26 protein-coding genes and 1 tRNA gene are annotated in these 24,408 nt (G+C 60.8%); 10 read left to right on the top strand and 17 right to left on the bottom strand.

Annotated elements, in window-relative coordinates; all coding sequences use genetic code 11:
- Positions 1–13: 13 nt before the first annotated feature.
- From NKI47_RS05820 to NKI47_RS05765, 12 genes are all read right to left on the bottom strand, one after another.
- Positions 14–706, bottom strand: coding sequence for a response regulator transcription factor (locus NKI47_RS05820; protein WP_023675295.1), 693 nt, complete (start codon positions 704–706; stop codon positions 14–16).
- On the bottom strand, positions 703–3,444 hold the full coding sequence (locus NKI47_RS05815; protein ID WP_352588308.1) for a DUF4118 domain-containing protein: 2,742 nt from the start codon (positions 3,442–3,444) through the stop codon (positions 703–705). Before NKI47_RS05815 ends, NKI47_RS05820 begins: the two co-directional genes overlap by 4 nt.
- A gap of 53 nt (positions 3,445–3,497) precedes the next feature.
- Positions 3,498–4,067, bottom strand: coding sequence for a potassium-transporting ATPase subunit KdpC (gene kdpC / locus NKI47_RS05810; protein WP_023675296.1), 570 nt, complete (start codon positions 4,065–4,067; stop codon positions 3,498–3,500).
- Between the two features lie 12 nt (positions 4,068–4,079).
- On the bottom strand, positions 4,080–6,173 hold the full coding sequence (kdpB, locus tag NKI47_RS05805; protein WP_352588305.1) for a potassium-transporting ATPase subunit KdpB: 2,094 nt from the start codon (positions 6,171–6,173) through the stop codon (positions 4,080–4,082).
- On the bottom strand, positions 6,170–6,379 hold the full coding sequence (locus NKI47_RS05800) for a hypothetical protein (RefSeq protein WP_352588302.1): 210 nt from the start codon (positions 6,377–6,379) through the stop codon (positions 6,170–6,172). The genes kdpB and NKI47_RS05800 overlap by 4 nt, the downstream gene beginning before the upstream one ends.
- A gap of 7 nt (positions 6,380–6,386) precedes the next feature.
- Entirely contained in the window at positions 6,387–8,090 is a 1,704-nt protein-coding gene (kdpA, locus tag NKI47_RS05795; RefSeq protein WP_352588299.1) for a potassium-transporting ATPase subunit KdpA, read from the bottom strand.
- A gap of 25 nt (positions 8,091–8,115) precedes the next feature.
- Entirely contained in the window at positions 8,116–8,205 is a 90-nt protein-coding gene (locus tag NKI47_RS05790; protein WP_352588296.1) for a K(+)-transporting ATPase subunit F, read from the bottom strand.
- A 334-nt stretch (positions 8,206–8,539) separates the two neighbouring features.
- Complete coding sequence (locus NKI47_RS05785) at positions 8,540–10,021, bottom strand: hypothetical protein (RefSeq protein WP_352588293.1); 1,482 nt, start codon at positions 10,019–10,021, stop codon at positions 8,540–8,542.
- Positions 10,022–10,134: 113 nt separating this feature from the next.
- Positions 10,135–10,317, bottom strand: coding sequence for a hypothetical protein (locus tag NKI47_RS05780; RefSeq protein WP_254816845.1), 183 nt, complete (start codon positions 10,315–10,317; stop codon positions 10,135–10,137).
- Positions 10,317–10,505: a DUF3606 domain-containing protein gene (locus NKI47_RS05775; protein WP_023675302.1), complete on the bottom strand. Its 189-nt coding sequence runs from the start codon at positions 10,503–10,505 to the stop codon at positions 10,317–10,319. The genes NKI47_RS05780 and NKI47_RS05775 overlap by 1 nt, the downstream gene beginning before the upstream one ends.
- 232 nt (positions 10,506–10,737) lie before the next feature.
- The gene (locus NKI47_RS05770; protein ID WP_023675303.1) at positions 10,738–10,968 is read right to left on the bottom strand and encodes a hypothetical protein; all 231 of its coding nucleotides are present in this window, start codon (positions 10,966–10,968) and stop codon (positions 10,738–10,740) included.
- A 407-nt stretch (positions 10,969–11,375) separates the two neighbouring features.
- The gene (locus NKI47_RS05765) at positions 11,376–11,810 is read right to left on the bottom strand and encodes a DUF3597 domain-containing protein (RefSeq protein WP_023675304.1); all 435 of its coding nucleotides are present in this window, start codon (positions 11,808–11,810) and stop codon (positions 11,376–11,378) included.
- Between the two features lie 321 nt (positions 11,811–12,131).
- Between NKI47_RS05765 and NKI47_RS05760 the strand changes: the two genes are divergently transcribed.
- The 4 genes from NKI47_RS05760 to NKI47_RS05745 all read left to right on the top strand — a co-directional run bounded on the left by NKI47_RS05760 (position 12,132) and on the right by NKI47_RS05745 (position 14,685).
- On the top strand, positions 12,132–12,557 hold the full coding sequence (locus NKI47_RS05760; RefSeq protein ID WP_352465923.1) for a cupin domain-containing protein: 426 nt from the start codon (positions 12,132–12,134) through the stop codon (positions 12,555–12,557).
- Between the two features lie 120 nt (positions 12,558–12,677).
- A complete protein-coding gene (locus tag NKI47_RS05755; RefSeq protein WP_352588290.1) occupies positions 12,678–13,277 on the top strand; it encodes a YdeI/OmpD-associated family protein in 600 nt (199 codons plus the stop codon).
- A 462-nt stretch (positions 13,278–13,739) separates the two neighbouring features.
- Positions 13,740–14,012 (top strand): hypothetical protein, encoded by a 273-nt coding sequence (locus NKI47_RS05750; protein ID WP_031211351.1) that lies wholly within the window; start codon positions 13,740–13,742, stop codon positions 14,010–14,012.
- A 265-nt stretch (positions 14,013–14,277) separates the two neighbouring features.
- The gene (locus NKI47_RS05745) at positions 14,278–14,685 is read left to right on the top strand and encodes a hypothetical protein (RefSeq protein WP_023675307.1); all 408 of its coding nucleotides are present in this window, start codon (positions 14,278–14,280) and stop codon (positions 14,683–14,685) included.
- Between the two features lie 240 nt (positions 14,686–14,925).
- Here NKI47_RS05745 and NKI47_RS05740 read toward each other — a convergent pair whose 3' ends face one another.
- From NKI47_RS05740 to NKI47_RS05725, 4 genes are all read right to left on the bottom strand, one after another.
- Positions 14,926–15,321 (bottom strand): hypothetical protein, encoded by a 396-nt coding sequence (locus tag NKI47_RS05740; protein ID WP_352588287.1) that lies wholly within the window; start codon positions 15,319–15,321, stop codon positions 14,926–14,928.
- A 105-nt stretch (positions 15,322–15,426) separates the two neighbouring features.
- Positions 15,427–16,062: an MAE_28990/MAE_18760 family HEPN-like nuclease gene (locus NKI47_RS05735; protein ID WP_352588283.1), complete on the bottom strand. Its 636-nt coding sequence runs from the start codon at positions 16,060–16,062 to the stop codon at positions 15,427–15,429.
- Complete coding sequence (locus NKI47_RS05730; RefSeq protein ID WP_352588281.1) at positions 16,049–17,335, bottom strand: DUF262 domain-containing protein; 1,287 nt, start codon at positions 17,333–17,335, stop codon at positions 16,049–16,051. The genes NKI47_RS05735 and NKI47_RS05730 overlap by 14 nt, the downstream gene beginning before the upstream one ends.
- 176 nt (positions 17,336–17,511) lie before the next feature.
- Positions 17,512–17,601: transfer RNA gene (locus NKI47_RS05725), tRNA-Ser, on the bottom strand.
- A gap of 428 nt (positions 17,602–18,029) precedes the next feature.
- Between NKI47_RS05725 and NKI47_RS05720 the strand changes: the two genes are divergently transcribed.
- The 3 genes from NKI47_RS05720 to NKI47_RS05710 all read left to right on the top strand — a co-directional run bounded on the left by NKI47_RS05720 (position 18,030) and on the right by NKI47_RS05710 (position 20,287).
- Positions 18,030–18,353, top strand: a complete 324-nt coding sequence (locus tag NKI47_RS05720) for a hypothetical protein (RefSeq protein WP_023675308.1) — start codon at positions 18,030–18,032, stop codon at positions 18,351–18,353.
- A 66-nt stretch (positions 18,354–18,419) separates the two neighbouring features.
- Positions 18,420–19,082 carry a peptide-methionine (S)-S-oxide reductase MsrA gene (gene msrA / locus NKI47_RS05715; protein WP_023675309.1) on the top strand — a complete coding sequence of 221 codons (663 nt, stop codon included), beginning with the start codon at positions 18,420–18,422 and terminating at the stop codon, positions 19,080–19,082.
- Positions 19,083–19,297: 215 nt separating this feature from the next.
- The gene (locus tag NKI47_RS05710) at positions 19,298–20,287 is read left to right on the top strand and encodes a BMP family lipoprotein (protein ID WP_023675310.1); all 990 of its coding nucleotides are present in this window, start codon (positions 19,298–19,300) and stop codon (positions 20,285–20,287) included.
- 85 nt (positions 20,288–20,372) lie between these two features.
- Here NKI47_RS05710 and NKI47_RS05705 read toward each other — a convergent pair whose 3' ends face one another.
- Positions 20,373–20,582, bottom strand: coding sequence for a SlyX family protein (locus tag NKI47_RS05705; protein WP_031194007.1), 210 nt, complete (start codon positions 20,580–20,582; stop codon positions 20,373–20,375).
- Between the two features lie 182 nt (positions 20,583–20,764).
- Here NKI47_RS05705 and NKI47_RS05700 point away from each other — a divergent pair, with 182 nt between their 5' ends.
- From NKI47_RS05700 to NKI47_RS05690, 3 genes are read left to right on the top strand one after another with little or no spacing between them, the layout of a single operon-like run.
- Positions 20,765–22,297, top strand: coding sequence for an ABC transporter ATP-binding protein (locus tag NKI47_RS05700; protein WP_352588278.1), 1,533 nt, complete (start codon positions 20,765–20,767; stop codon positions 22,295–22,297).
- On the top strand, positions 22,294–23,433 hold the full coding sequence (locus tag NKI47_RS05695; protein ID WP_023675313.1) for an ABC transporter permease: 1,140 nt from the start codon (positions 22,294–22,296) through the stop codon (positions 23,431–23,433). The genes NKI47_RS05700 and NKI47_RS05695 overlap by 4 nt, the downstream gene beginning before the upstream one ends.
- Before the next feature lies 1 nt (position 23,434).
- A complete protein-coding gene (locus tag NKI47_RS05690; protein ID WP_352588275.1) occupies positions 23,435–24,406 on the top strand; it encodes an ABC transporter permease in 972 nt (323 codons plus the stop codon).
- Positions 24,407–24,408 lie beyond the last annotated feature (2 nt).

The following is a 24,408-nucleotide window of genomic DNA, read 5'->3' as shown; positions in this document are numbered from 1 at the left end:
GATGCTCCTCGCGTCAATCGACTTCGCGCAGCCGGTATCCGACGCCGGTCTCGGTCGTGATATAGCGGGGCTGGTCGGGCGTCTTCTCAATCTTTAGCCTGAGTTGCCGGACATAGACTCTGAGATATTGAACGTCGGTGGAATCGCCCCAGACCTGCTTCAGCAGGAACTGGTGGGTGAGAACCTTGCCGGCGTGCTGCACCAAGGTGCGAAGAATGTCGTATTCCTTCGGCGAGAGCTTTATCTCCTTGTCCTCGACCTTGACGACGCGCTTCACCAGATCGACGGAGAGGTCGCCGGTTTGGAACACCGGTCTCTCACCCTGCTGCTGAAACTTGTGGCGAAGCGCTACGCGGATGCGTGCGACAAGCTCGTTCATACCGAACGGCTTGGTGACATAGTCGTCGGCGCCGAGTTCGAGGGCGGACACGATGCCGGCCTCATCAGTGCGGCTGGAAAGAATAACCACGGGAATGTCCAGGCCATCATCCCGCCATTTGCGCAGCAAATCATGGCCGCTCATGCCGGGGAGGCCGAGATCGAGCAGGACAAGGTCCGGCTTTTCCGTCTCGATGAGTTCAATCGCCGCCCTGGCGTTCGGCGCCTCGCTGATCGCGTAGCCTTGGCTGCCAAGCCCGACGCGAAGCAGTTTCCGGATCGGCGGTTCATCGTCGACCACCAATATCCTGACGTCCAGGCTCGTCATGCCAGATCGTCCATATTTTGATGGCCCGCATCGGGTTCGCCGAGGTTGGGCAGTTCCGCCGGCACCAGTTGCATCCTGATGGTGAAAACCGCCCCCGAGCGGTCGGACCTGTTTGCCGCCGAGAGCGTCCCGCCCATCGCTTCGATGAAGCCGCGGCAAATCGACAGGCCGAGCCCCGTGCCGGCACGCACCTGGTCACCCTTGCGCACACGGTAGAAAGTGTCGAAAACGCGCTCTAGATCCGCTGGCGGAATGCCTGGTCCCTCATCCATGATCTGCAGGATGACGAAGCCGTTGTCGGCCCAGGCTTGCAGGCGGATCGTCGAACCTGGCGGCGCGTATTTTGCAGCATTGTCGAGGAGGTTGAACAGCACCTGTTCGAACAGAACGGGGTCGACCCGCAACATCGGCAGATCCGATGGAATGTCGATCTCGGTCTTATGCTCGCCGACGATTTTGCGGGCCCGATACAGAGCTGAACCGACAATGTCGCCGAGATAGTGAAACGCATAGTTCGGCTCCATCGTGCCGGATTCGATCTTGGTCATATCGAGCAGATTGGCAATGAAGCGGTTAAGCCTCTCCGCTTCATCGAGCACGGTCGACAGCAGTTCCGTCCGGTCCTGCTCGGGAAGTGCGGCCTCGAAGTCCCTGAGTGTTCCGGCCGCGCCCATGATGGCGGCAAGTGGCGTCTTCAAATCGTGGGAAATGGAGGTGAGCAAGGCCGAGCGCAGACGGTCTGCCTCGGCCGCGAGCTTGGCCCGGTCAACATCGGCGACGAGCTGGATGCGCTCGATGGCGACCGCCGCCTGGTCGGCGAGCGCATCGAGCAGACGCTGCTGCTCGGGTGTCAGCAGCGGACCTTGCTTGTCGTTGTCGAGGCCGACAACGCCCACCGCCGTGCGTCCGGTCCGCAAGGGCAGATAGAGGCGCTTTGCTCCGGGCAGCGTGTCGGCGCCGCGCCCGGCGGCGCGGTTATGCTCCCAGGCCCAGCGGGCTGCTGCGATGTCGGCCTCGGCCAGCGTGTCGTCGGGTGGGTAGCCGGCTTTGACCGCAATTGTGCCGTTCTCCGGCAGAAGCAGCACCACGCGCAGCTTCAGCATCGAGGCGATCTGGAAGGCAGTCGCCCAGAGAACGTCATCAAGCGTCCCAGCGCCGGCGAGCTTCTTTGAGAAGAGATAAATATCTTCTGTGGCGCGTGCCCGCGAGCGCGCAGCGACCGCCTGACGCTGCACGCGCGCTGTTAGATTGCTGGCAATGACCGCAACAACCAGGAAGACAGCCAGCGCAACGATGCTCTCCGGATCCTCGATCGTCAGCGTGTAGCGTGGTTCCAGGAAGAAATAGTTGAAGGCAATGGCGCTGATGAGGCAGGCATACAAAGCCGGCCAGAGACCGCCGGTCACCGCCGACGTCAGGACCCCAATGAGAAAGATGATCGCCAGATTGCGGACGTCGAGAAACTGGTCGAGAAGAACGGCGAAGGCGAGCGAGCCAACAACATAGGCCGTGGCCCTGAGATAGGGCCAGATCTCGAACTGCCACTGCTCGTCCGCCGCCTTGACGGTCCTCGACGTCGCCTCGGCGTTGCGTTCGTTTCCCGAAATGACATGGACGCTGATGTCGCCGGCATTGCGGATGAGATCGTAAGTGAGCGAGCCTTCGATCAATTCCCGCCAGCGCGATCGGGTCGGCCTGCCGATCACGATATGGGTGAAGTTGTTCGCCGTCGCATGCCGAACGATGTCTTGCGCGACGTTCTGACCCGGAATGGTCGTCACCTCGGCACCGAGCTGCTCGGCAAGGCGCAGCTGCGTCGCCAGCCGATCCTTGTCCTCCTCGGGCATGGCCGCTGAATGAGGGGTATCGACATGAAGCGCCGTCCAAGGGGCGCGGAGCCGGTCGGCCAACCTCCGCGCATAGCGTACACGGGCCGCCCCGCCCGGACGCGCATCGACGCAGACGAGAACCCTTTCCCCCGCCGCCCAAGGCCCGGGTATCGCGTGGGCCTGCATGTGGGTCAGCAACTGCTCGTCGACCCGCTGGGCAGTGCGGCGGAGCGCCAATTCCCGGAGCGCCGTCAGATTGCCCGGCGAGAAATAGTTCTCGATGGCGCGCTGGGCGGTGCTGGGGATGTAGACCTTGCCTTCCTCAAGCCGCTTGATCAGATCGTCGGGGGTGAGGTCGATGATCTCGATGTCGTCGGCCTGGTCGATTATGGAGTCGGGGACAGTTTCCCGCACCCTGACGCGGGTGATCTGCGCCACGACATCGTTCAGGCTCTCGACGTGCTGGATATTCAGCGTCGTGTAGACATCGATGCCGTGCGTCAGGATTTCCTGGACGTCGAGATAGCGCTTGGGGTGACGGCTGCCGGCGACGTTGGTGTGGGCGAGTTCGTCGACCAGAACTAGGGCCGGGTGCCGGGCGAGGATGGCGTCGAGATTCATCTCCTCAAGGATCCGCCCCTTGTAATCGATCTCAAGGCGAGGAATGACCTCGTAGCCTTCGACCAGCGTCTGGGTTTCCTTGCGGCCGTGCGTCTCGACGATGCCGATCACCACGTCGACCCCGTCGGCCAGCCTGGCGCGGCCCGACATCAGCATCTCGTAGGTCTTGCCGACACCGGGGGCGGCGCCGAGAAATATCCTCAGGCGACCGCGCTCCTCCCGCTCGGCATGCTCGAGCAGCGCGTCGGGAGAGGGCCTGGTTTCGGCGGTGCGGCTGTCGTCTGGCATAAGGGTCAATCATGAACGGCGCCGGCTTCGGTGTCGATCCCGGCGCCGGTCCTTCACTGTTTCATCGCATCGTCCAGCGCAAGGTTGAGGGCCAGCACATTGACCACCGCCTCGCCGATGAATCCCAATTCGCGATCTTCGACATGGCTGTCGACAAGCGATTTGATCCTGGATTCATCGACGCCCCTGGCCTTGGCCACCCTGGCAACCTGAAAATAGGCCGCATCGGGGCTGATATGCGGATCGAGGCCGCTGCCGGACGTGGTGACCAGATTCATCGGTACCGGCTGGCTCGGGTTTTCGGCTCTCAGCTTTTCGGCGTCGCTCTTGATCCTGTCGATGAGCTTCGGGTTGGTCGGGCCGAGATTCGAGCCGCCCGAGGCGGCGGCATTGTAGCCGTCGCCGGCAGCCGACGGGCGGCCATGGAAGTAGCGGTCGCTTTCGAAAGCCTGGCCGATCAGCTCGGAACCGACGAGCTTGCCGTCCTTCTCGATCAGGCTGCCATTGGCCTGGCGCGAAAACAGCGCCTGGGCAATGCCGGTCATGCCGATCGGATAGACCAAACCCGTCAGAATGGTGAAGAAGACGATCATGACGATCGCGGGCCTGATTTGATTGAGCATCGACGTGGTTCCTTAGGCGAGACCGAGAGCGGTGATGGCCATGTCGATCATCTTGATGCCGACGAAGGGCACTACGACGCCGCCAAGGCCATAGACAATGAGATTGCGGCTGAGCAGCGCACCGGCGCCGACCGCGCGGTATTTGACGCCCCTCAGCGACAGCGGGATCAGCGCAATGATGATCAGCGCGTTGAAGATGATGGCCGAGAGGATAGCGCTCTGCGGCGTCGCCAGATGCATGACATTGAGCGCTTGCAGCGGCCCGGCGGTCTGGCCCGGGGCGATGTAGAAGACGGCGAATATTGCCGGGATGATGGCAAAATACTTGGCCACGTCGTTGGCGATGGAGAAGGTGGTCAGCGAGCCACGCGTCATCAGGAGCGCCTTGCCGATTTCGACGATCTCGATCAGCTTGGTCGGATCGCTGTCGAGATCGACCATGTTGCCGGCCTCGCGCGCCGCGACCGTGCCGGTGTTCATGGCAACGCCGACATCGGCCTGCGCAAGGGCCGGCGCATCGTTGGTGCCATCGCCGCACATCGCGACCAGTTTGCCTTTGGCCTGCTCGTCGCGGATCAGCTTCAACTTGTCCTCGGGCGTCGCCTGGGCAAGGAAGTCGTCGACGCCGGCTTCCGCCGCGATCGCCGCCGCGGTCATCGGATTATCGCCGGTGATCATCACCGTGCGGATGCCTATGCGGCGCAATTCGGCAAAGCGTTCTGCGATGCCGCCCTTGACGATGTCCTTCAGATGGACGACGCCGAGCAGGCGCCCGTCGCGCTCTACCGCGAGTGGAGTGCCACCCGATTTGGCGATCTCGTCGGCGATCGCCTGAAGGTCGCGGACGGTGTCGCTGCCGGGGCGCGTACTGCCTGTGGCAACGGTCGAGAGGTTGACGTGGGCAAGTACCGCATCGACTGCGCCCTTGCGGACCGAGGAGCCTTCCAGATCGACACCGCTCATGCGGGTTTGCGCGGTGAAGGGCACGAAAGTCGCATGCAGACTTGCCATGTCGCGGGCGCGGATGGCGTATTTTTCCTTCGCCAGGACGACGATCGAGCGGCCTTCCGGCGTTTCGTCGGCAAGCGAGGCAAGCTGAGCCGCGTCGGCCAGTTCCTGTTCGGTGACGCCCTTGACCGGACGAAATGCCGTCGCCTGACGGTTGCCCAGCGTGATGGTTCCGGTCTTGTCGAGCAGCAGCGTGTCGACATCGCCGGCCGCCTCGACGGCGCGGCCCGACATGGCGAGCACGTTGAAGCGCACCAGGCGGTCCATGCCGGCAATGCCGATAGCCGACAGCAGGGCGCCAATTGTGGTCGGAATCAGGGTAACGAACAGGGCGACCAGCACGGTCACCGAGATATAGCCGCCCGAATACGAGGCGAAGCTCGGGATCGTCGCCGTCGCCAGCACGAAGATCAGCGTCATGCCGACGAGCAGGATGTTGAGCGCGATCTCGTTGGGTGTCTTCTGGCGCTCGGCGCCCTCGACCAGCGAGATCATGCGGTCGAGGAACGTATGACCGGCAGCCGCGGTGATGCGCACGCGGATCCAGTCGGACAAGACCTGCGTGCCGCCGGTCACCGCCGAACGATCGCCTCCGGATTCGCGGATGACCGGTGCGGATTCGCCGGTGATGGCCGCCTCGTTGACCGACGCCACGCCTTCGACCACCTCGCCGTCCGAGGGGATGATGTCGCCGGCTTCGACAAGCACGATGTCGCCGACCTTCAGGCTGGTGCCGGGCACCAGTTTGAACTTGCTGCGGTCGCCACCGTTCAACAGCTTGGCCTGCGTCTCGGTTCGCGCCCGACGCAGCGAGTCAGCTTGCGCCTTGCCGCGGCCTTCGGCCACCGCTTCGGCGAAATTGGCGAAGAGCACGGTGAACCACAGCCAGATGATGATCTGCAGCGTGAAGCCAAGATCGCCGCCGCTGGTAACGAGATCCTTGACGAACAGCACGGTGGTGAGCGCCGAGACGACGGCGACGACAAACATTACCGGGTTTCGCATCAAGGTGCGCGGGTTCAGTTTTCTGAAGGAATCGCCGATAGCGGGCCACAGAATGCGGGTATCCATGATGCTCACGGATTTCGACGGGCTCATTTGGTAGCTCCAGTGTCGATGTTGTTGACCGGTCGATCGTGTGCCGAACGAAGGTGCGGCGGCCCGTAAGCCAGCAGCCAGATCATGATCAAGGCTGCCGCAATAGCGAGGAATGTGGACAGCGTCGGGAAAGGAGGAGGCGTTTTCTCCCCCTCCGGCTCGGGGCGATGCCGGACCTTTCGAGGCATGATCTCGAACCAGGGCATCGTCGTTTCAGAATGTCTGACCGTGAATCATCGCCAGGTGCTCGACGATCGGTCCGACCGCCAGGGCCGGGAAGAAGGTCAGGCCGCCGACGATCAGGATGACACCGGCCAGCAGCCCGACGAACAGCGGACCGTCGGTCGGGAAGGTGCCGGCGGAGGCAGGGACGGTCTTCTTCGCAACCAGCGAGCCAGCAATCGCCAACGCCGGAATAATGACCAGGAACCGGCCCATCAGCATGCCGATGCCGAGCGTTACGTTGTACCAGGGCGTGTTGCCGCTGAGGCCGCCAAAGGCGGAGCCATTGTTCGCCGCGGCCGAGGTGTAGGCATAGAGAACCTCGGAGAAGCCGTGCGGGCCGGCATTGGCGATGGAAGCAACGCCGGTCGGCAGCACCACCGCGATAGCGGTGAAGATCAGCATTGCAAGCGGCAGGCAGAGCACGGCCAGCATAGCCATCTTGACCTCCTTGGCCTCGATCTTCTTGCCGAGATATTCGGGCGTGCGTCCGACCATCAGCCCGGCGACGAAAACGGCAATGACGATGAACATCAGGATACCGTAGAAGCCGGCGCCGACGCCGCCGACAATGACCTCGCCGAGCTGCATGTTGATGATGGGGATCATGCCGCCGAGTGCGGTGAAGCTGTCATGCATGGCGTTGACCGCGCCGCAGGATGCGGCCGTGGTGATGACGGCAAACAGTGCCGACAGGGCGATGCCGAAGCGGCTCTCCTTGCCCTCCATGTTGCCGCCGTCGACGCCCAGCGCATGGACGAGCGGATTGCCGGCGGCTTCCGCCCAGTAGCAGACGGCAACGCCGGCGATGAACAGCACGCCCATAGCCGACAGAATTGCCCAGCCCTGGCGCTGGTTGCCTACCATGCGGCCGAAGACATTGGTCAACGCCGCGCCGAGGGCGAAGATCGTCACCATCTGGATCAGGTTGGAGATTGCATCGGGATTTTCGAAGGGATGCGCTGCATTGGCGTTGAAGAAACCGCCGCCATTGGTGCCGAGCATCTTGACGGCAACCTGGGAAGCGACCGGCCCGACCGCGATAGTCTGTTGCGCGCCTTCGAGCGTCGTCGCGTTGACGTAGGCAGCGAGCGTCTGCGGCATGCCGAGATAGACATAGACCAGAGTCAACACGATGCAAAAGGGCAAAAGCAGGTAGAGCGTGCCGCGGGTCATATCGACCCAGAAATTGCCGATCGATTTGCCTGAGGCCCTGGCAAAGCCGCGGATCAGTGCGACCGCAATGGCGATCCCGGTCGCCGCCGACAGAAAATTCTGCACGGTCAAGCCGGCCATCTGCACGAGATAGGACATCGTGCTTTCGCCGCCGTAGTTCTGCCAGTTGGTGTTGGTCATGAAGCTGGCGGCGGTGTTGAAGGCCAGCCCAGGTTCGACGGCGGTCATGCCGGCCGGATTGTAGGGCAGGCCGCCTTGCAGCCGTTGCAGCGAATAGAGCACCAGGAAGCCGGCCAGGTTAAAGAACAGCAGGGCCGCCGCATAGGAGGTCCAGTGCTGCTCCTCGCGCTCGCTGGTCCCTGATATGCGGTAGAGCCCGCGCTCGAGCGGGGCCAGAATTGACGACAGGAATGTGCGCTCGCCGCTGAAAACGCGATGCATGTAGCCGCCGAGCGGCTTGGCCAGCAGAACGACGATCCCGCAATAGACGAGGATCTGCAGCCATCCGTTGATTGTCATGGGGTTGGCTCCTTGCCAGCGGAGATCAGAAGCGTTCCGGGCGAACGAGGGCGTATGTCAGGTAGGCGAGAAGAAACAAGGTCACGGCGCCGCCGAGGATATAGTCTAAAAGCATGTTGCGATCCCCTAAACTTACAGCTTGTCGCAAGCTTTGATGTAGCCGAAGCATAGAGCAAAGAACGCGATTCCAATCGCGACAACAACTATGTCCACCGCGCGTTTTCCTTATGTTGTATTTGTTTGTTTACTTTAACAAACTATCCAAACCCGTCGCCGCATCATATCGGCGGCTGGATACACCGCTCCTGTGAATATGGATCAAAGTGCCATAAAGGTTCGAGACGGGACGCGGAGCAAAGAAATCAAAATCCCATAAGGATTTCGCCGCCTCGGCGCTGGCCGAAGCTTCAGGGGGGGAAGTGCGCACCGGCGCGCGAAGCTGCCGGGGCTCAGTCCGCGCGGGTGTAGATCACCGCGTAATCGTCCGCATACGCCCGCTTCCAGCCCAGTTCGTCGAAGAACGGAATGCGGCTGTCGTCGGCGGTCAACAATGCCCAGCCTATCGTATATTTGTCGAGTTGGGCTTTCAGGATCGGCTTGCCCCGGCTGTGCCCCGTCTGCTCATCCGTTTCCGTAAAGCCATTCAGGAAGAGCTGATCCGCGCGGCCGTCGATAAACGTCCTGATGCCGTGGAAAATCAGCGTGCCGCCGAAATCGTAGGAGTTCAGCAGATTGCCCGACAGATTATGGGTTTGGGCAAAGGCCAGTGCGTCCCTCGCCGAGGTCTTCTGGCTCGGCGCGACCGGATAGGTCGTGAAGGCGGCAGCCGCCAAAACCAGCAAAACGGCAAGTCCAGCACAAATCCTGGAAAATTGCCGTGCGAAAAATTGTTCAAGTCCGTCACGCTTTTCCGCCGCCCATTTCTCGGCTGAAAGCGCTGGATATTGTTGCGCGACCTCGACGGCAAGGACCACCGGCACGAGAAGAAAGAACAGGTACATGAACCGTATGTGGGTGAGATAGACGTGCAACGTGAAGACAAGGAACAGCGCCTTGGCCCAGCCAATGCGCAATCTCGACACGAGCAGCCCGAAAAACGCCACCAGCAGGGCCACCTCCTGGAGGGTGTGCCGCGAGGCGTCGAAGGGTTGCCACTCCGCAATGTAAGGCACCGCCTCATTGCCATAGGCCACGGTGAATGTGGCGAGTATGGCCTTGACGCCATAGGGATTGAGCAGGCTGACCAGCGGGCAAAGCAGCCCGAAAACGATCCACTTGGCCAGCAGCCAGGGGTTCGACAAGCGTGTGCGCGTGACGAGATCGAGGCCGGCGAAGGCGGCGATGACGAAACCGAAGGTGAAGGTGGCATGGAGATTGGCCCACAGGCAAAGCAGCGCCAGCAGCCATAAGGGCGGTGCTTTCTCGTTGCGTGCGGCCTGGAAAAGACCGGCGGTCCAGACGACGATGATGGGCAAGGTAAAGATGTGCGGCCGGGCGACATAGACTGGCCCGATCAAGAGCGCGAGAACCAGCGTCAGTCCTATCGCCAGCGTCGGCTTCAACCACGCGCTGAGATACCACGACGTCAAAAAGACCGTCAGCGCGATTATTGCAGTCGCCAGCAGCACCACGCCGTTCCAGCCGCCGGCTTCAAAGGCAATTGCAAGGAGAACCTGGCTAAGCCATTCCTTGGCGATCCATGGCTGGCCGGCAAAAGTATAGGAATAGATGTCGACGGTGGGGAATGTGCGGCTTGCCAGCATATCCATGCCGATCTTGATGTGCCACCAGCTATCAGGATCCTGCAGGAGGGAGGTGGCAAAGGCGAGGAGCGCCGCCGCCATCACGACCGCCGCCAGCAGGCAAAACATCAGCCTCACATGCCGTATGTCGTCTATCGACGGCCTCGCCTCACCAGATATCCCGCGCATATGGCATCCCTGAGCCGCGATAGCGGAAGGGATAGGCCGAATTTGTTAGAAAACCGATAAGCTGCAGGATTGCGGCCACAACCCTGTGCCGCGCGTCCAACCGGCTCGGCGGCTCAGCCCTCGGCCTTGAAGTTCTTGGCTTCCTTCTCGACCTTCGGGCTGTCCTTGCCGTGCTTGCGCATCAGATCCTTCGCCTGCTTCGGCGAAACGTCGGTGGTTTCGGCCAGGCGCAGAGCCTCCTTTTCGTCCGGATCGCGCGTCTTGCGGTCGGCCATTGCGGTTTTCTTGTCAGCCATTACGACGCTCTTATGCTTTCGGCGATTTCGTTCAGCACCTTGCGGTCGGTGCCGTGGCGCTTGATCAGCGTGCGTGCCTGATCCGGGGTGATGCCCGCTTCCTCGGCGAAGTGACGTACCTCGTAGTCTTCGCCGCCCGCCATTCGTGAGCGGTCGCGACTGTCGGTCTTGGTTTTGTCGTCGGCCATGGCAGCTCTCCTCATCTCGACGAGAGCATAACGGGCAAGATTTCAGCGAGTTCCTTCGAGCGTGTCGCCCAGTTGCCTGCCCTCGGGCATGACCGGGCATGCGCGGCGGTTTGCTCAAAGCAGGGGCTTGGCGTCAGGCCGGCCTTCGCGCACAAACAGGCTGGCCTCTTTGGCGGCGCTGCCAACCGCCCGCCACTGCTCCTGGGCGCAGCCTGGTATTCGTTCCGGATTGCTAATGGGAGCGATGGTCGAACACGACGCCCATGGTCCTACCAACGGCCGTCATGACGATAAGCTCGACCAGATCGTCGTCACTGTTGCCGCAGGCCGGGGCCGTCCTGCGAACGATGTCCAGCATCGCCCTCGTCGATATGGTGTCGCCGGCACCGAACCGTGAAAGCGCAGATGAAACAAGCTCTTGGGCCGTCAAGTCGGCGACGGTCACCCGCTGCACCACGTTCATTGGCTTCCTCCCACCATGAACCCTCTCCCGGGAGAATGATACGCCGAACGTCGCGTTTCGCCAGCGAAATGGTGGTCCTACCAGCGCGTGGGCAGCGACCGAAATCGTCGGTTTTGCGGGAGGCAATCCGGGCGCGAGGCGGCAGCGCTTTTGTGCCATGCGACTTCGCCATAGACCCAATCCCGGCGGCCGGGATCGGTCTCAATTTTATTTACTGGCAGTCTGATGCTTGGCAGTGTGGTCTGCTCGGTTGCGGCCGAAGCCAGCGCAGCAAGAACCACGGTGCGGGCAGGACCGGGACGGTTCGTCGTTTCACGGAAACGCCGAACCGGTCTGTCTTTTTGTTTGACGCAATTCCGGACGGAAAACCGTTCACACGTTTTCCTGGAATTGCTTGTCTTGTGACTCTAGGCGGCCAGGTCGCTCGGAAGCTTGCCGCCATTCTCGGCCAGCTTTTTCATCAGTGCGTCGTGCAGCCACAGATTCATCGTTACAGTGTCGTTCATATCGCCGGTGTAGTTCAGCTCGTGGGCAAGCTCCTTGCGGGCGCCGAGGCTGCTGTCGATATTCAGAGCCTTCATCAGGTCGACGATCGAATTCTTCCAGTTGAGTTTCTGCCCCTTCGCGGCCACCGCCTTGTCGAGAATGGCAGCGATGTCCGGGGCAGAGGACGGCGCGGCCGGCGCGGCCGGAGCCGGGGTTGCAGCCGGGGCGGATCGGGTAGGCGCCGTCGGCTGGGTGGCCGTGCTCGAAGCAGGCGCGGGAGACGGTTGCGCCGGCGGCGCTTCGGCCGCAACCGCGTTTCCGAAAATCGCACCTTTGATACTGTCGAAAATGCCCATTGCTATCTCCTGTGTTGGCTCGACGGTGTGTTGCCTTGACGGTCGGTGGGGCGACCGTTGCCGAATGCCGCATTGAGCGCCCTGGTTGTACCGGACCACGAACGCAACGCAGGGGCAACTTAAAACTGGCTCAAAGGTAAAGGCTTGGTTGCATTGGGGAATCGGCTCAGTGATCCGGCCCGAGAGTAGAATAGGTCGGATCGCGGCCCGACAAATCGTCACGCGCTATGGGCGAGGGAACGGTCAGCAGCCAGTTTTGCTGACGCAGACCAGAAAAATCATCTAGATTCGTGTTCGCAATTCGCTGAGAGGAACGAAGCCATGACAGCAGTCGTCGCATCCGACAGGCTCGAACGTTCGCTGGTTTGGGCAGAGGACGATCCGTCTGTCAAATGGGCCGGCGCTTTCGCGGTTTACGGCGGGCACGGCACCACCCAGTCCTCGGTCATTGTCTACGAGATCGAGCCCGGCAAGCGGCTCGGCTGGCACAGCGACGCCACCGAAGAGACGCAATACATCATCGCCGGCACCGGCGAGCTGCACATCGAGGGCGGCACCACCCACCCGGTCGGGCCCGGCAGCGTCCTGGTACTTCCGACGCCGGTCAGGCACGACCTCGTCAACACCGGCACCGAAACCCTGCGCGCCGTCGCTTTCTTTGCGGCGGCGATGTTCACGCAGACATTCGACAACGTCATGCTGCCGCCGAAATCCCATGTCCTCGGAACGCCCAATCGTGCGGGCTGAATGCGTGCCGGCGAGAATCACCAGGCCTGCGGATTGCGGACTCGGAGCTGAGATGAGCGCGCGCGCGGCCGGCAAGCGGTTTGGCGTCGTTACGCGCTCGCGTCATGGGCGGACCGGCTGATGGCGCCCGTCAAGGTCGACCCCGCCAAGGTGCGCGAGTTCAGGGATGCCGAAAGCTTCCATGCCTGGCTTGGCGAGCATCACGACAGCGAGGACGAAGTCTGGATCAAGATCCATAAGCTCGATTCGGGACTGCCGTCGATCACTCCGAAGCAAGCCATCGACGTGGCGTTGTGCTGGGGCTGGATCGATGCGGTGCGCAAGGCCTTGGACGGCAAAAGCTACCTGCAGCGCTACACCCCGCGCGGCAAGAAGAGCACCTGGAGCCAGATCAATGTCGACAATGTCGCCCGGCTGATCGAGGAGGGCCGGATGACCGAGCACGGGCTGAGGCAGGTCGATGCGGCCAAGGCCGATGGCCGCTGGGCGCGCGCCTACAAGAGCGGCAAGGAGATGAAGATCCCCGACGACCTCCAGGCGGCAATAGACGCCGAGCCCAGGGCGAAAGAGATGCTGGCAAAGCTCAGCGGGCAAAACCGCTTCGCACTCGCCTTCCGCATCCACAACATGAAAACCGAAGCCGGACGCAAGAGGAAGATCGCGGCGTTCGTGGAGATGCTGAAGCGCGGCGAGACGATCTATCCGCAGGGCAGAAAGTAACATCTGACGAGGCGTGCCGGCGCTGCGTCTTGTGCTTGTCCCTATCGGCGAGCCCCGAATGCGGCCGGATCGCTGCTCAGGCCCCCCTTCGATCCAGGCGATGTCGCCGACGATTTGTTTTCGACGAGCGTCGCCCGGCACTTCGACACCAGCTCTCATTCGTTTAGTTGATGCAGGAAAAAGTCTCGTCCTCACAGTCGGCATAGTATATTAGCAGGCGCTGTTATGAGGTTTTTGCCCGTTCAGGAGCCGACTGGCACGTGGGCCGTGTTTGATGCGACCGTGGACGTGCCTGCGGATTTCGCTGGCAGTTGCCTTATCGGCTTGCCGCGGGAGCGGGCGGAGTGGCTCGCAGCAAGAGGCAATCGAGATGCTGCAAAAGGCACTTCGATTTGCCGGTTGTCAGCTGCCGGACCGGCACAAGCCGCGGTTCTTAGACTTAGACCGATAGGAGAGATTTCGATGATGCAAGAAAGGGTAATGGCGGCTGCGTTGGCAGCCAGGAATCAGGAAGCGGATATTCGTGGTGTCTTCGATATCACCAACAAAACCGATGCGCCAATTGGCCCCCGCCGATTGGGCGAGGCTATCCACTTTGTCGCCAATGCACCTATCGTTGGCTATGATGTTCACGCCGCCGTCATCAGATATGGCCCACTCGGAACCCCCAGCCTCAGAGCAACAGATTGCGCACAGCTGTGGGAGAAGTTTGGCGAGGCCTTGCTGCAACACTGACGGGCAGACCTTTGGCGCGTATGGCACCACGATCGTGCAGGACACTTCGCTAGCGAGAACGACATGGAGCCTGGCCGGTAATGTTGCAATTAAATTAGCGTGAGTGCATATTTTTTGCTGGCTGGACTCGCAACCGGCCAAGCCCGGCGGCCGGCCGCCAACGGGCTGTCAGGCCGGCGATAAATGGCTCCGCAGGCCCGACGGTCCCTTGGCAAGATCGCCGGAACCACATGATGCGGCGGCAAAACGGGTTTGGGAGAATGACATGCCTAAGGTTTCGGAACTCTTTTTCAAGACAGCCATCATCTTTCTTATTCTGGGAATTGCAGCTGGCCTGCAGATGGCAATTTCAGGCGATCACGGCGCGTTTCCGGCTCACGCGCACATCAACCTGCTGGGCTGGGTCACCAGTGCAATATTCGGCGGCTATTATGCGCTGAACCCGGCGAAGGCTGCCCGCAGGAGCGCGATGATCCACTATGGCGTCTACAATCTCGGCCTGGTCGTGATGCTGCCGGCGCTTTACCTGATGCTGCAGGGAAATCCGGCGCTCGAGCCGATCGTGGCCACCGGCTCAATGATCGTCGCTGTCGCCGTGCTTATCTTTGCCTTCGTGGTTTTCTCCGCCGAAACAGAGCGCTCAGTCTCGGGAATACAAGCGGTCCCGCGCTAGACGGCGCCGGGATATCGCTGAGCCTATCAAAAGCCCGCGCTTCTGGAGGAGCGCGGGTCGATCGGGTTGCTCGCCGATCTGGGGGTTGACTGTCCAATCTAGCGGTTGGTCCATCGCTGGTCCACGCTGCAGTCAGCGTTGGAGCAGCGACTGAGCAGTGAAGGCATCTGTCGACACCGTTCAGTTGCGGGCCATTTGCTGTGGCGTCCTGATGCAATCGTCGCTGTGACCACCATAAAGTCAAACACTCGCCTCCAATCGGAAAGCCCCGCTAGCCTCATCCAACTTGGTGACGTTTAAAACCATCTTGCTTGCGAAGCATTCCGCTATTGATTTTTTTACCGCTAACTTGTCCTTTGCGATGGCGATGATGACACTGACGCGCCTATCGCAATTGTCGATTGCCCAGCGCAAATTCTCCATCAGCTCATTGTGCCCTGGACGAACCTTCTTTGTTGGGTCGAGCCAGGACCGTTCGTAGGACGGCTGACCGTCCACCCAAGTGAATTCGTGTTGCCACAGCGTCACCACCACAGTCTTGGTTACCTCATTCCGTGCAGACCAACTCCACTGAACGTTTCTCGGCTTAGTTCCAAAATGATCGAAGCACTGGGTATGGTTGAGTTTCTCGGCCATCATAAATCTCGCAGACGTCCAATTTTCGCAGGACTACACAGAATTGGAATCACAACGGACTGCCTCGCCATTTGCCCAGCTTGGCTCCCAAAACGCGAGAAACTGTCACGGTGGCAAGCGATCGAGAATTCCTTGCTGGAATCTATCCGCAACCAGTAGAAGGAGATTGGAGGTCAAATTTATATGTTGCCCGATATCGAGTGCACTAAGGTCGGGCTGATCGCCGTGTGCAACTTGGTGTCTCCATTGGACCAATTCTTTATCTAGCTTGATACGATGCCTTTGAAAGGGCTGAAGGTCAAAGTCTAGAATCTTATAATTTTCGCTAAGTTTCGCGAAATTGAGATTTGATCTCGCCAGAACAACCTCAACGCTAAAGATATCGAAACCTGACTCAATTATATCCTTCATCTTATTAATGAATATCGATCGTGCCTCAAACGAATGGTTCTTATTTTGCAAGGACTGAAACTCTGACAAAAATGCGCCTGAAAGCATCATCCAATCAGAATCTCGAATTCTACCACCTCGTTCTTTAAGAAATTCAATATAGGTTTTGACGCAGTCATTATAAAAGCCTTCCCAATGGGAGTAAGTCAATACCACGACAGCCTTTGATCCAATTCCCATTGGATCAGCATTTATTGAGTCAGAAAACTTTGTTTCAATTTCTGATAGTTCTCTCGCGCGGCGCGATCGGTTACCATCTATCTCATCAAAGAAGCGATCAATGCTCGGCATTTGGGTTGAACCATTGTGATCCAAACGCAACAGTTCGCTGAAGGCGCACCGTCCCGCGCAATCCCGGAGACGCCATCGTCTGAATATCCGGCTGCTTCCAAAACTCCTCGACCTTTGCCGTTACGAAAGCCTCGACCTGTCCAGCATCGATGATTGCGGCTCTATTGCGAGCAAGCCCAACCACTATCCCTTCAAGGGCTCGAAGGGAAAAACGGTTCGCAATCCCTGCGGGCTTACCCTTCGGCGGGATTAGCGCGTCATCACCAAGTACGGCGTGGAGTGTGTTTACAGCCCAATAGACGGTTTCTAGCACCTCTCCCGGCGCGCGTTCGGTGATTATTTTGAGGATCGCGTCGTCTAGAAATTCTTGAACATCTTTGCCACGTTCAAAATCAACATAGGTGTGGACTATCGAGCGCACTGCGTATTCGATGTCTTTTTGATTTTTTCTCTGCTCTGAGGATATCTTAAAAATCCTCTGGAATGCATCTGCCGCGGCGAATTCGCGAATTTGGGTCGTGAACGTTCCGTTTGCCAAGACCATCGCACAAGTCCGGACCTCTTGTTCATTCGCGTACGCACCGCCTCGATTCAGGCGTTGGAAAAGATCGAACTTAGTTTTCTGGTCGCTCGGATATTTTAGAATTTGGAAGTCCATCCGATGCCGACGGAAAAAGAGTTGTAGCGCCTTGTCTAAAACTCTCTCTGGCTGTGCCTCGGCTGGATTGGCGACTATGACTGCAATTCCTTCGGTCACCGCGGCCTCTTCGACAGCAACTGCGGCCTGTTCGATGGCAATCCCGGCCTCTTCGACCGCCTCCTCAGCTTCGACGGAGCCCAAATCAACTAGGTCTTCATCAGGACGTTCGAAAATTTCTTCGTTTACAGCTCCGCCACCCGCTTCCCACACTACGTTCTCTAGCGAAGGTAGGTACTTCGTCTTTTGAAGGCGCGATCTTCTGGGCTCACCGGTGTCAGGATCCTTCAAAATGCCCATGAACTCCAGAACGGTGGAAATTCGCTGAAGGCCATCGATCAATTCCCAAGTGCCATCACTCTTTTCGTAAACAAAAGCGGGCGGAATAGGAATTCCGATCAGTATCGATTCTATAAAATTTGATTTCTTTTCCGGAGTCCACCTAAACAAGCGTTGAAAATCTGGAAGTATGTTTAGCTCATTGCTATTGTACATATTTCCGATTTCGCCAATTGTCATCTGAACGGTATCAGTATTTACGTTGTGTTTGGCTGCGTCAATCTCGTCTTTTAACATCTATCGCCCCCCAAAGAGACCGCGGCCGTTTTCAGATGTAACGAGTCCCGCGGCCAAGGTCTCAACTTTCCGGATTAACGCAAACGGGAAGCCTAGGCGCAAGGGACCTAGCTTTGGTAGTGCGATTTGGTCAGTGATTTTTACGAGCCTTGGAAGTGTAAGGCTTGCGGGTTGACTGGCGGAGAGAGCGGGATTCGAACCCGCGTTACGGTTTCCCGTAAACACACTTTCCAGGCGTGCGCCTTCAACCACTCGGCCACCTCTCCATCCTTTAGCATTTTCGCCGCGGCCGGTTTCGCCGTGCGGGTTGGGGAGATGCCTCTCCTTGGGGATTCCGGCCGGAATTCCGGCCGCGGGCGCCGTCAACCAGCGGATACCCTTTCCCCGCACCTAAGCCGTCAAAGCAACAGGCGCGGGGCTCATCTAGTCGATCCGGTGCCGAATGCCAAGACATAACGGCAGTCTATTCGCTTTGCCGGACACGGATGCTCAGCCCATGCCGCCGGGGCACCCGTTGGGAGCCTATCGAAAGGAGCGGCGGAGGTGTGCTTGCCGTCCCCGGCGCGCCACCGGTCCCGGCGAACCCGGCTGCCGCAGGTCAACTTCGCGTGTCGCGATTGTGCAATAAGCGGGTAGATCCTATTTAACAGTCCGACACGACATTCTGATAAACTCCTGGGGAGGAAGGGTCCGGATGTTCCGCTTCGTCTTTCGTCTCGCTGCAATGGTCGCGCTTTCGGTTTCGGTCATCATGGCCGTGCTCGATGCGACCCGCTCGGTGGCGGCTTCGGCGCTGGTGATGACCCCGCTCAACACCAGCTGGCTCGCTGTCTCGCCGGATACGCGCAGCGCCTTCGAAAGCTTCGTCCGCGATAAGATCAACCCGCTGCTGTGGGACGGTGCCATCGCCTGGGTGCTCAGCCAGCCTGGCTTTGCCGTGTTCGCGGTGCTGGCGTTCATTCTTTATGCCATCGGTTACAGGCGGCAGCGCCCCAGCGGGCGGTTCGCCGCAACCTGACATTTCCAGCCTGACCCGGTGTTCCCGTACCGGGGACGCTCAACCAAGAAGAAAAGGAACCCACACATGTTTCTCAGCGACATGCTGAACAAGAAGCTCAACCTGCCGAAACCCTCCGAGGCGTTGCCCGGCCGCGACCGGCCGATCCCGACCGCATCGAAGCACTTTGTCTCGAACAGGCCGCTCAAGGGTCCTTATCCCGAAGGGATGGAAACGGCGATGTTCGGGCTGGGCTGCTTCTGGGGCGCCGAGCGCCTGTTCTGGCAAGTCGAGGGCGTCTGGGTCACGGCGGCCGGCTATGCCGGCGGCGTCACGCCCAACCCGACCTATCAGGAAACCTGCACGGGGCTCACCGGCCATGCCGAAGTCGTGCTCGTCGTCTACGACCCCAAGATCGTGTCTTATGCCGAGCTCTTGAAGCTGTTCTGGGAAAGCCACGACCCGACCCAAGGCATGCGCCAGGGCAATGATGTCGGCACCACTTACCGCTCGGCGATCTATACGTTCAACGACGCTCAACACCAGGCTGCGATCGCCTCGCGCGACGCCTACGAGGGTTCGCTGCGCGGCGCCGGACGCGGCAAGATCACCACCGAGATCGCGCCGGCGCCGGAATTCTACTTCGCCGAGGAAGACCACCAGCAATATCTGGCGAAGAACCCCTACGGCTATTGCGGCCTGCAGGGAACCGGCGTCTCCTGCGCCATTCCGGCCGCCGTCTCCGCCTGATTTTATGCCCCTGACGCAAGGAATATGCTGTGGCGCCGCGATGCGGCGCCATGCTTTTCCAAAGGGTCAAAATTCCACGTGAATTTTGTTTCGGGCCGTGCCAGATTGACCCGAAGCGGGAGGAAGACACTCCTGCCCGACGCCGTATGCCTGCCGGAGAACCGGGCCGGAATGCGGTGCATAATGGACAAATAACTGACAGGGGTGTGGATCACATGAAACGTATCGTTCTCGGCCTTATGGCCGCAGCTGCAATGGTTCTTCCGGCCTTCGCCGCGGACATTCAACCCGCGATCCTCTATGATCTCGGCGGCAAGTTCGACAAATCGTTCAACGAGGCGTCGTTCAACGGCGCTGAAAAGTTCAAGACCGAGACCGGCATCCCCTATGTGGAATTCGAGGTCAGCAACGCCACCCAGCGCGAGCAGGCGCTACGCCGTTTCGCCGAGGACGGTCGCAACCCCATCGTCATGGCGGGCTTCTCGTGGGCTGACGCGCTTGACAAGATCGCCACCGAGTTCCCCGACACCAAATTCGCCATCATCGACATGGTCGTCGACAAGCCCAATGTCCGCTCGCTGGTCTATAAGGAGCAGGAAGGCTCCTACCTCGTCGGCGTGATGGCGGCGATGGCTTCCAAGACCAAGAAGGTCGGCTTCGTCGGCGGCATGGACATTCCGCTGATCCGCAGGTTCGGCTGCGGCTATGTCGGCGGCGCAAAGGCGGCCGGCGCCACCGACGTCATCCAGAACATGACCGGCGATACGCCGGCAGCCTGGAACGATCCGGCCAAGGGCGGCGAGATCGCCAAGACGCAGATCGACCAGGGCGCCGACGTGGTCTACGCGGCGGCAGGCGGCACCGGTGTCGGCGTGCTGCAGGCAGCGGCCGACGCCGGCAAGCTCGGCATCGGCGTCGATTCCAACCAGAACGGCCTGCAGCCCGGCAAGGTGCTGACCTCCATGGTCAAGCGCGTCGACGTTGCCGTCTACAACACCTTCATGGATGCCAAGGACGGCAAATTCACGGCCGGCGTTAACGATCTCGGCCTCAAGGAAGGCGGCGTCGACTACGCCATGGACGACAACAACAAGGCGCTTGTCGACGATGCAATGAAGGCGGCGGTCGAAAAAGCCAAGGCCGACATCATCGCCGGCACCATCAAGGTGCACGACTACATGTCGGACAATGCCTGCCCGTATTGATCGATTGCCGTTATTGATCGACTGGTACTGCTGAACTGACGAGCCGCCGGGTGAAAGCCCGGCGGTTTTGTCTTGTCGGCCCGCCTCACCAGTGCGGCGGCTTGGTCACCGGCACGTCGGGTGCGGCCTGTTCCTCCAGCGCCAGGAAGCGCTCGGCCAGCGCGTCGAGCTTGCGCTGCATGCGCTCGATCACCTTCCACTGCTCGGCGATCTGGCCGGACAGTTCCTCGATGGTCTTCTCCTGCTCGGCGGCGCGGATTTCCAGCGTCGTCAGCCGGTCGTCGGGCATGGTCATGTGAAATCCTCGATCAGGCGATTGTGCAGGGGTGCGGCCACGTTGGAAATTGACAAGCATGGCGGGATTTGTCGAGAGTGAACCCTGCTCCGGCCAATTGGTACGGACCCAATTGGCACAGACTGGGCGTCATGCTAGGCGTTTGACCAAGCGGTAAAAAAATAACAGTGGGAACAGGCTGCATGGCGCAAGCCGCAATCGAGCTGATCGGCATCGACAAGAGCTTTGGCGCCGTGCGCGCCAACCGCGACATCAATCTGGAGATTATGCGCGGCACTATCCATGGCATAGTCGGCGAAAACGGCGCCGGCAAGTCGACGCTGATGTCGATCCTCTATGGTTTCTACCAGGCCGATTCCGGCGAAATCCGTGTCGGTGGGCAGCCGGCATCGATCAAGACACCGAACGATGCGATCGCGCTCGGCATCGGCATGGTGCATCAGCATTTCATGCTGGTCGACAATTTCTCGGTGCTGGAAAACGTCATTCTCGGCGCCGAAAGCGATGCGCTGCTGAAGAAGAGCATCGCCAAGGCGCGTTCCGAGCTGGAGCGGCTCGAGCGCGAATACGGGCTCGAAGTCGATCCGGACGCCATCATCGAGGAGTTGCCGGTCGGCCTGCAGCAACGCGTCGAAATCCTCAAGGCGCTCTATCGCGGCGCCGAGATCCTGATCCTCGACGAGCCGACAGGCGTGCTGACGCCGGCCGAGGCCGACCACCTGTTCCGCATCCTCAGGCAGCTGAAGGAGCAGGGCAAGACGATCGTGCTGATCACCCATAAGCTGCGCGAGATCATGGCGATCACCGACACCGTCTCGGTGATGCGCCAGGGCACGATGGTGGCGACCAGGGAGACCAAGAAGACCACGGTCGAGGAACTGGCCGAGCTGATGGTCGGCCGGCGCGTGCTGCTGCGCGTCGAGAAGGGCGAGGCGAAGGCCGGCGGCGTCAAGCTCGCGATCAAGAACCTGACGGTGAAGGATTCCCGCGGCGTCACCATGGTCGACGACGTCTCTTTCGATGTCCATGCCGGCGAGATCGTCGGCATTGCCGGCGTCGCCGGCAACGGGCAGTCCGAATTGCTCGAGGCGATTTCCGGCATCAGGCATGCCGTTTCGGGCTCGGTCATGCTCGACGGCAAGCCGATCGACCTCACCGGCGCCGCCGACCCTGGCGAGCTGCGCGAGCGCGGCCTTGCCCATGTGCCGGAGGACCGCCATCATGTCGGGCTGGTGCTGGCCTTCGAGGAGAACGAGAATTCGATCCTCGGCTACCAGGACGACGAGCGCTATCTGAAGGGGCCGTTCCTTGACATTGACGCCATCCGTAACGATGCCCGGGACAAGATCGTCAAATATGATATCCGCCCGACGGACTGCCGCCTCAAGACCGTCAATTTCTCCGGCGGCAACCAGCAGAAGATCGTGCTTGCGCGGGAAATGGAACAAGATCCCGGCGTGTTGATCGTCGGCCAGCCGACGCGCGGCGTCGATGTCGGAGCCATCGAATTCATCCACAAGCGCCTCATCGCCATGCGCGACCAGGGCAAGGCGGTGCTGGTGGTTTCGGTCGAGCTCGACGAGATACGCTCGCTGTCCGACCGCATCCTGGTGATGTTTGCCGGCCGCATCGTCGGCGAACGCGGCCCCGACGCGACCGAGGGCGAGCTCGGCCTGCTGATGGCCGGCGTCGAGCAGCGCGAGGCGGCGGAATGAGCACTCCCTATGCCAAGCTGCCGGCCTGGGCCGACTACGTCCTGATCCCGCTGATCAACCTGTTCGTCGCCTTCGTCGTTGCCGGCTTCGTCGTCATATTGGTTGGCGAGAACCCACTGCGCGCAGCCGTCGTCCTGGTCGAGGGTGCCTTCGGCCGCGGCCAAGGCATCGCGTTCACGCTTTTCTATGCCACCACCTTCATCTTCAGCGGGCTTTCGGTGGCGGTTGCGGCGCATTGCGGCCTGTTCAACATCGGTGGCGAGGGCCAGGGCTATATCGCCGGTCTCGGCATTGGCATTGTTTGCCTGGCCTTCGACAGCGTGCTGCCTTGGTGGCTGACCTTCCCGATCGCCATTATCGCCGCCGCGGCGATGGGCGCGCTGTGGGCGCTGATCCCGGCCTATCTGCAGGCCAAGCGCGGCTCGCACATCGTCATCACCACCATCATGTTCAATTTCATCGCCGCCAGCGTCATGGTCCGTGCGCTGGTCGGGTACTTGAAGCCCCCCGCCTCGATGGCACCGCAGACCCGCACCTTCCTCGAAGGCGCGCAACTGCCGAAGCTCAACTGGGTCATCGAGTTGTTCGGCGCCAAAATCCGTTCGGCGCCATTCAACGTCAGTTCCCTGCTGGCGCTAGCCATGGCCTTCCTGGTGTGGGTGCTGATCTGGCGCACCAAGCTCGGCTACGAGATGCGCACCTATGGCCACAGCCCGAAAGCGGCGCGCTATGCCGGCATTTCGGAGATCCGCATCATCATTATCGCGATGATGATCTCGGGCGCGCTAGCCGGCATGATGGCGCTCAACCCGACGATGGGCGACCAGCACAATGTCGCACTCGAATTCGTTTCGGGCGCCGGTTTCGTCGGCATCGCGGTGGCGCTGATGGGCCGCCTGCATCCGGTCGGCATCGTCATGGCGGCAATATTGTTCGGCATGCTCTACCAGGGCGGCGCCGAACTCGCCTTCGAGATGCCGGCGATCAGCCGCGACATGATCGTTATCATCCAGGGCCTCGTCATCCTGTTCGCCGGCGCGCTCGAGCATATGTTCCGGCCCTACGTCCAGGCGTTGTTCGCCTCGCTCAGCCCGAAATCGGTCGGCATGGAAGCGGTCAAGGGGAAGGGCGCCTGAGATGGATTTCTTCAACGCCATCGTACAGGTCCTGGACTCGACCATCCGCCTGTCGGTGCCCTTGCTGCTCGCCTGTCTCGCCGGCCTCTACTCGGAGCGGGCCGGCGTCTTCGACATCGGGCTCGAGGGCAAGATGCTTGCCGGCGCCTTCGCCGGTGCGGCCGCCGCCTCGGTCTTCCACTCGGCCTATCTCGGCCTCGGCATGGCCATCCTCATTTCGGTCGCCTTCGCGCTAATCCACGGCTTTGCCTCGATCACCCATCGCGGCAACCAGATCGTTTCCGGCGTCGCGATCAATTTCATTGCCGCCGGATCGACGATCATGCTCGGCCAGGCCTGGTTCCAGCAAGGCGGGCGCACGCCGGCGCTGGCCGCCGGCGAGCGGTTCGAGGCAATCATCTGGCCGGGCGCGGAGGCGTTCAGGAGCGTGCCGATCCTCGGGCCGATCTATTCGGAACTCATCTCCGGCCATTCCGTGCTGGTCTATCTCGCCTTCCTGGCCGTGCCGTTCACCTGGTGGGTGCTGTTTCGCACCCGCTTCGGCTTGCGCCTGCGCGCCGTCGGCGAGAACCCGGCCGCGGTCGACACCGCCGGCATATCGGTCGCCTGGCTGCGCTACCGGGCGCTGATCTGCACCGGCGTGCTCACCGGCATTGCCGGTGCCTATCTGTCGATGGTGCAGAATGGCGGCTTCGTGAAGGACATGACCGCCGGCAAGGGCTATATCGCGCTGGCCGCGCTGATCTTCGCCAAATGGAAACCGGTCAACGCCATGTTCGCCTGCCTGCTGTTCGGCTTCCTCGACGCGGCGTCGATCCGCCTGCAAGGCACGCCGCTGCCGCTGATCGGCAAGGTGCCGGTGCAATTCATGCAGGCGCTGCCCTATGTGCTGACCGTCATCCTGCTTGCCGGGTTCATCGGCAAGGCAATCCCGCCGCGCGCCGGCGGCGTGCCTTATGTCAAGGAACGCTGATC

The sequence above is a fragment of the Mesorhizobium sp. M0633 genome (genome assembly GCF_040320645.1).
Classification (GTDB): Bacteria; Pseudomonadota; Alphaproteobacteria; order Rhizobiales; family Rhizobiaceae; genus Mesorhizobium.
This window is presented reverse-complemented; position numbering and strand designations above follow the sequence as displayed.

Bases quoted from the DNA above. Each gene is read 5' to 3' on its own strand.
- NKI47_RS05820 (WP_023675295.1), bottom strand. From the start codon at position 706: ATGACGAGCCTGGACGTCAGGATATTGGTGGTCGACGATGAACCGCCG.
- NKI47_RS05815 (WP_352588308.1), bottom strand. From the start codon at position 3,444: ATGCCAGACGACAGCCGCACCGCCGAAACCAGGCCCTCTCCCGACGCG.
- kdpC (WP_023675296.1), bottom strand. From the start codon at position 4,067: ATGCTCAATCAAATCAGGCCCGCGATCGTCATGATCGTCTTCTTCACC.
- kdpB (WP_352588305.1), bottom strand. From the start codon at position 6,173: ATGAGCCCGTCGAAATCCGTGAGCATCATGGATACCCGCATTCTGTGG.
- NKI47_RS05800 (WP_352588302.1), bottom strand. From the start codon at position 6,379: ATGCCCTGGTTCGAGATCATGCCTCGAAAGGTCCGGCATCGCCCCGAG.
- kdpA (WP_352588299.1), bottom strand. From the start codon at position 8,090: ATGACAATCAACGGATGGCTGCAGATCCTCGTCTATTGCGGGATCGTC.
- NKI47_RS05790 (WP_352588296.1), bottom strand. From the start codon at position 8,205: ATGCTTTTAGACTATATCCTCGGCGGCGCCGTGACCTTGTTTCTTCTC.
- NKI47_RS05785 (WP_352588293.1), bottom strand. From the start codon at position 10,021: ATGCGCGGGATATCTGGTGAGGCGAGGCCGTCGATAGACGACATACGG.
- NKI47_RS05780 (WP_254816845.1), bottom strand. From the start codon at position 10,317: ATGGCTGACAAGAAAACCGCAATGGCCGACCGCAAGACGCGCGATCCG.
- NKI47_RS05775 (WP_023675302.1), bottom strand. From the start codon at position 10,505: ATGGCCGACGACAAAACCAAGACCGACAGTCGCGACCGCTCACGAATG.
- NKI47_RS05770 (WP_023675303.1), bottom strand. From the start codon at position 10,968: ATGAACGTGGTGCAGCGGGTGACCGTCGCCGACTTGACGGCCCAAGAG.
- NKI47_RS05765 (WP_023675304.1), bottom strand. From the start codon at position 11,810: ATGGGCATTTTCGACAGTATCAAAGGTGCGATTTTCGGAAACGCGGTT.
- NKI47_RS05760 (WP_352465923.1), top strand. From the start codon at position 12,132: ATGACAGCAGTCGTCGCATCCGACAGGCTCGAACGTTCGCTGGTTTGG.
- NKI47_RS05755 (WP_352588290.1), top strand. From the start codon at position 12,678: ATGGCGCCCGTCAAGGTCGACCCCGCCAAGGTGCGCGAGTTCAGGGAT.
- NKI47_RS05750 (WP_031211351.1), top strand. From the start codon at position 13,740: ATGATGCAAGAAAGGGTAATGGCGGCTGCGTTGGCAGCCAGGAATCAG.
- NKI47_RS05745 (WP_023675307.1), top strand. From the start codon at position 14,278: ATGCCTAAGGTTTCGGAACTCTTTTTCAAGACAGCCATCATCTTTCTT.
- NKI47_RS05740 (WP_352588287.1), bottom strand. From the start codon at position 15,321: ATGGCCGAGAAACTCAACCATACCCAGTGCTTCGATCATTTTGGAACT.
- NKI47_RS05735 (WP_352588283.1), bottom strand. From the start codon at position 16,062: ATGCCGAGCATTGATCGCTTCTTTGATGAGATAGATGGTAACCGATCG.
- NKI47_RS05730 (WP_352588281.1), bottom strand. From the start codon at position 17,335: ATGTTAAAAGACGAGATTGACGCAGCCAAACACAACGTAAATACTGAT.
- NKI47_RS05720 (WP_023675308.1), top strand. From the start codon at position 18,030: ATGTTCCGCTTCGTCTTTCGTCTCGCTGCAATGGTCGCGCTTTCGGTT.
- msrA (WP_023675309.1), top strand. From the start codon at position 18,420: ATGTTTCTCAGCGACATGCTGAACAAGAAGCTCAACCTGCCGAAACCC.
- NKI47_RS05710 (WP_023675310.1), top strand. From the start codon at position 19,298: ATGAAACGTATCGTTCTCGGCCTTATGGCCGCAGCTGCAATGGTTCTT.
- NKI47_RS05705 (WP_031194007.1), bottom strand. From the start codon at position 20,582: ATGACCATGCCCGACGACCGGCTGACGACGCTGGAAATCCGCGCCGCC.
- NKI47_RS05700 (WP_352588278.1), top strand. From the start codon at position 20,765: ATGGCGCAAGCCGCAATCGAGCTGATCGGCATCGACAAGAGCTTTGGC.
- NKI47_RS05695 (WP_023675313.1), top strand. From the start codon at position 22,294: ATGAGCACTCCCTATGCCAAGCTGCCGGCCTGGGCCGACTACGTCCTG.
- NKI47_RS05690 (WP_352588275.1), top strand. From the start codon at position 23,435: ATGGATTTCTTCAACGCCATCGTACAGGTCCTGGACTCGACCATCCGC.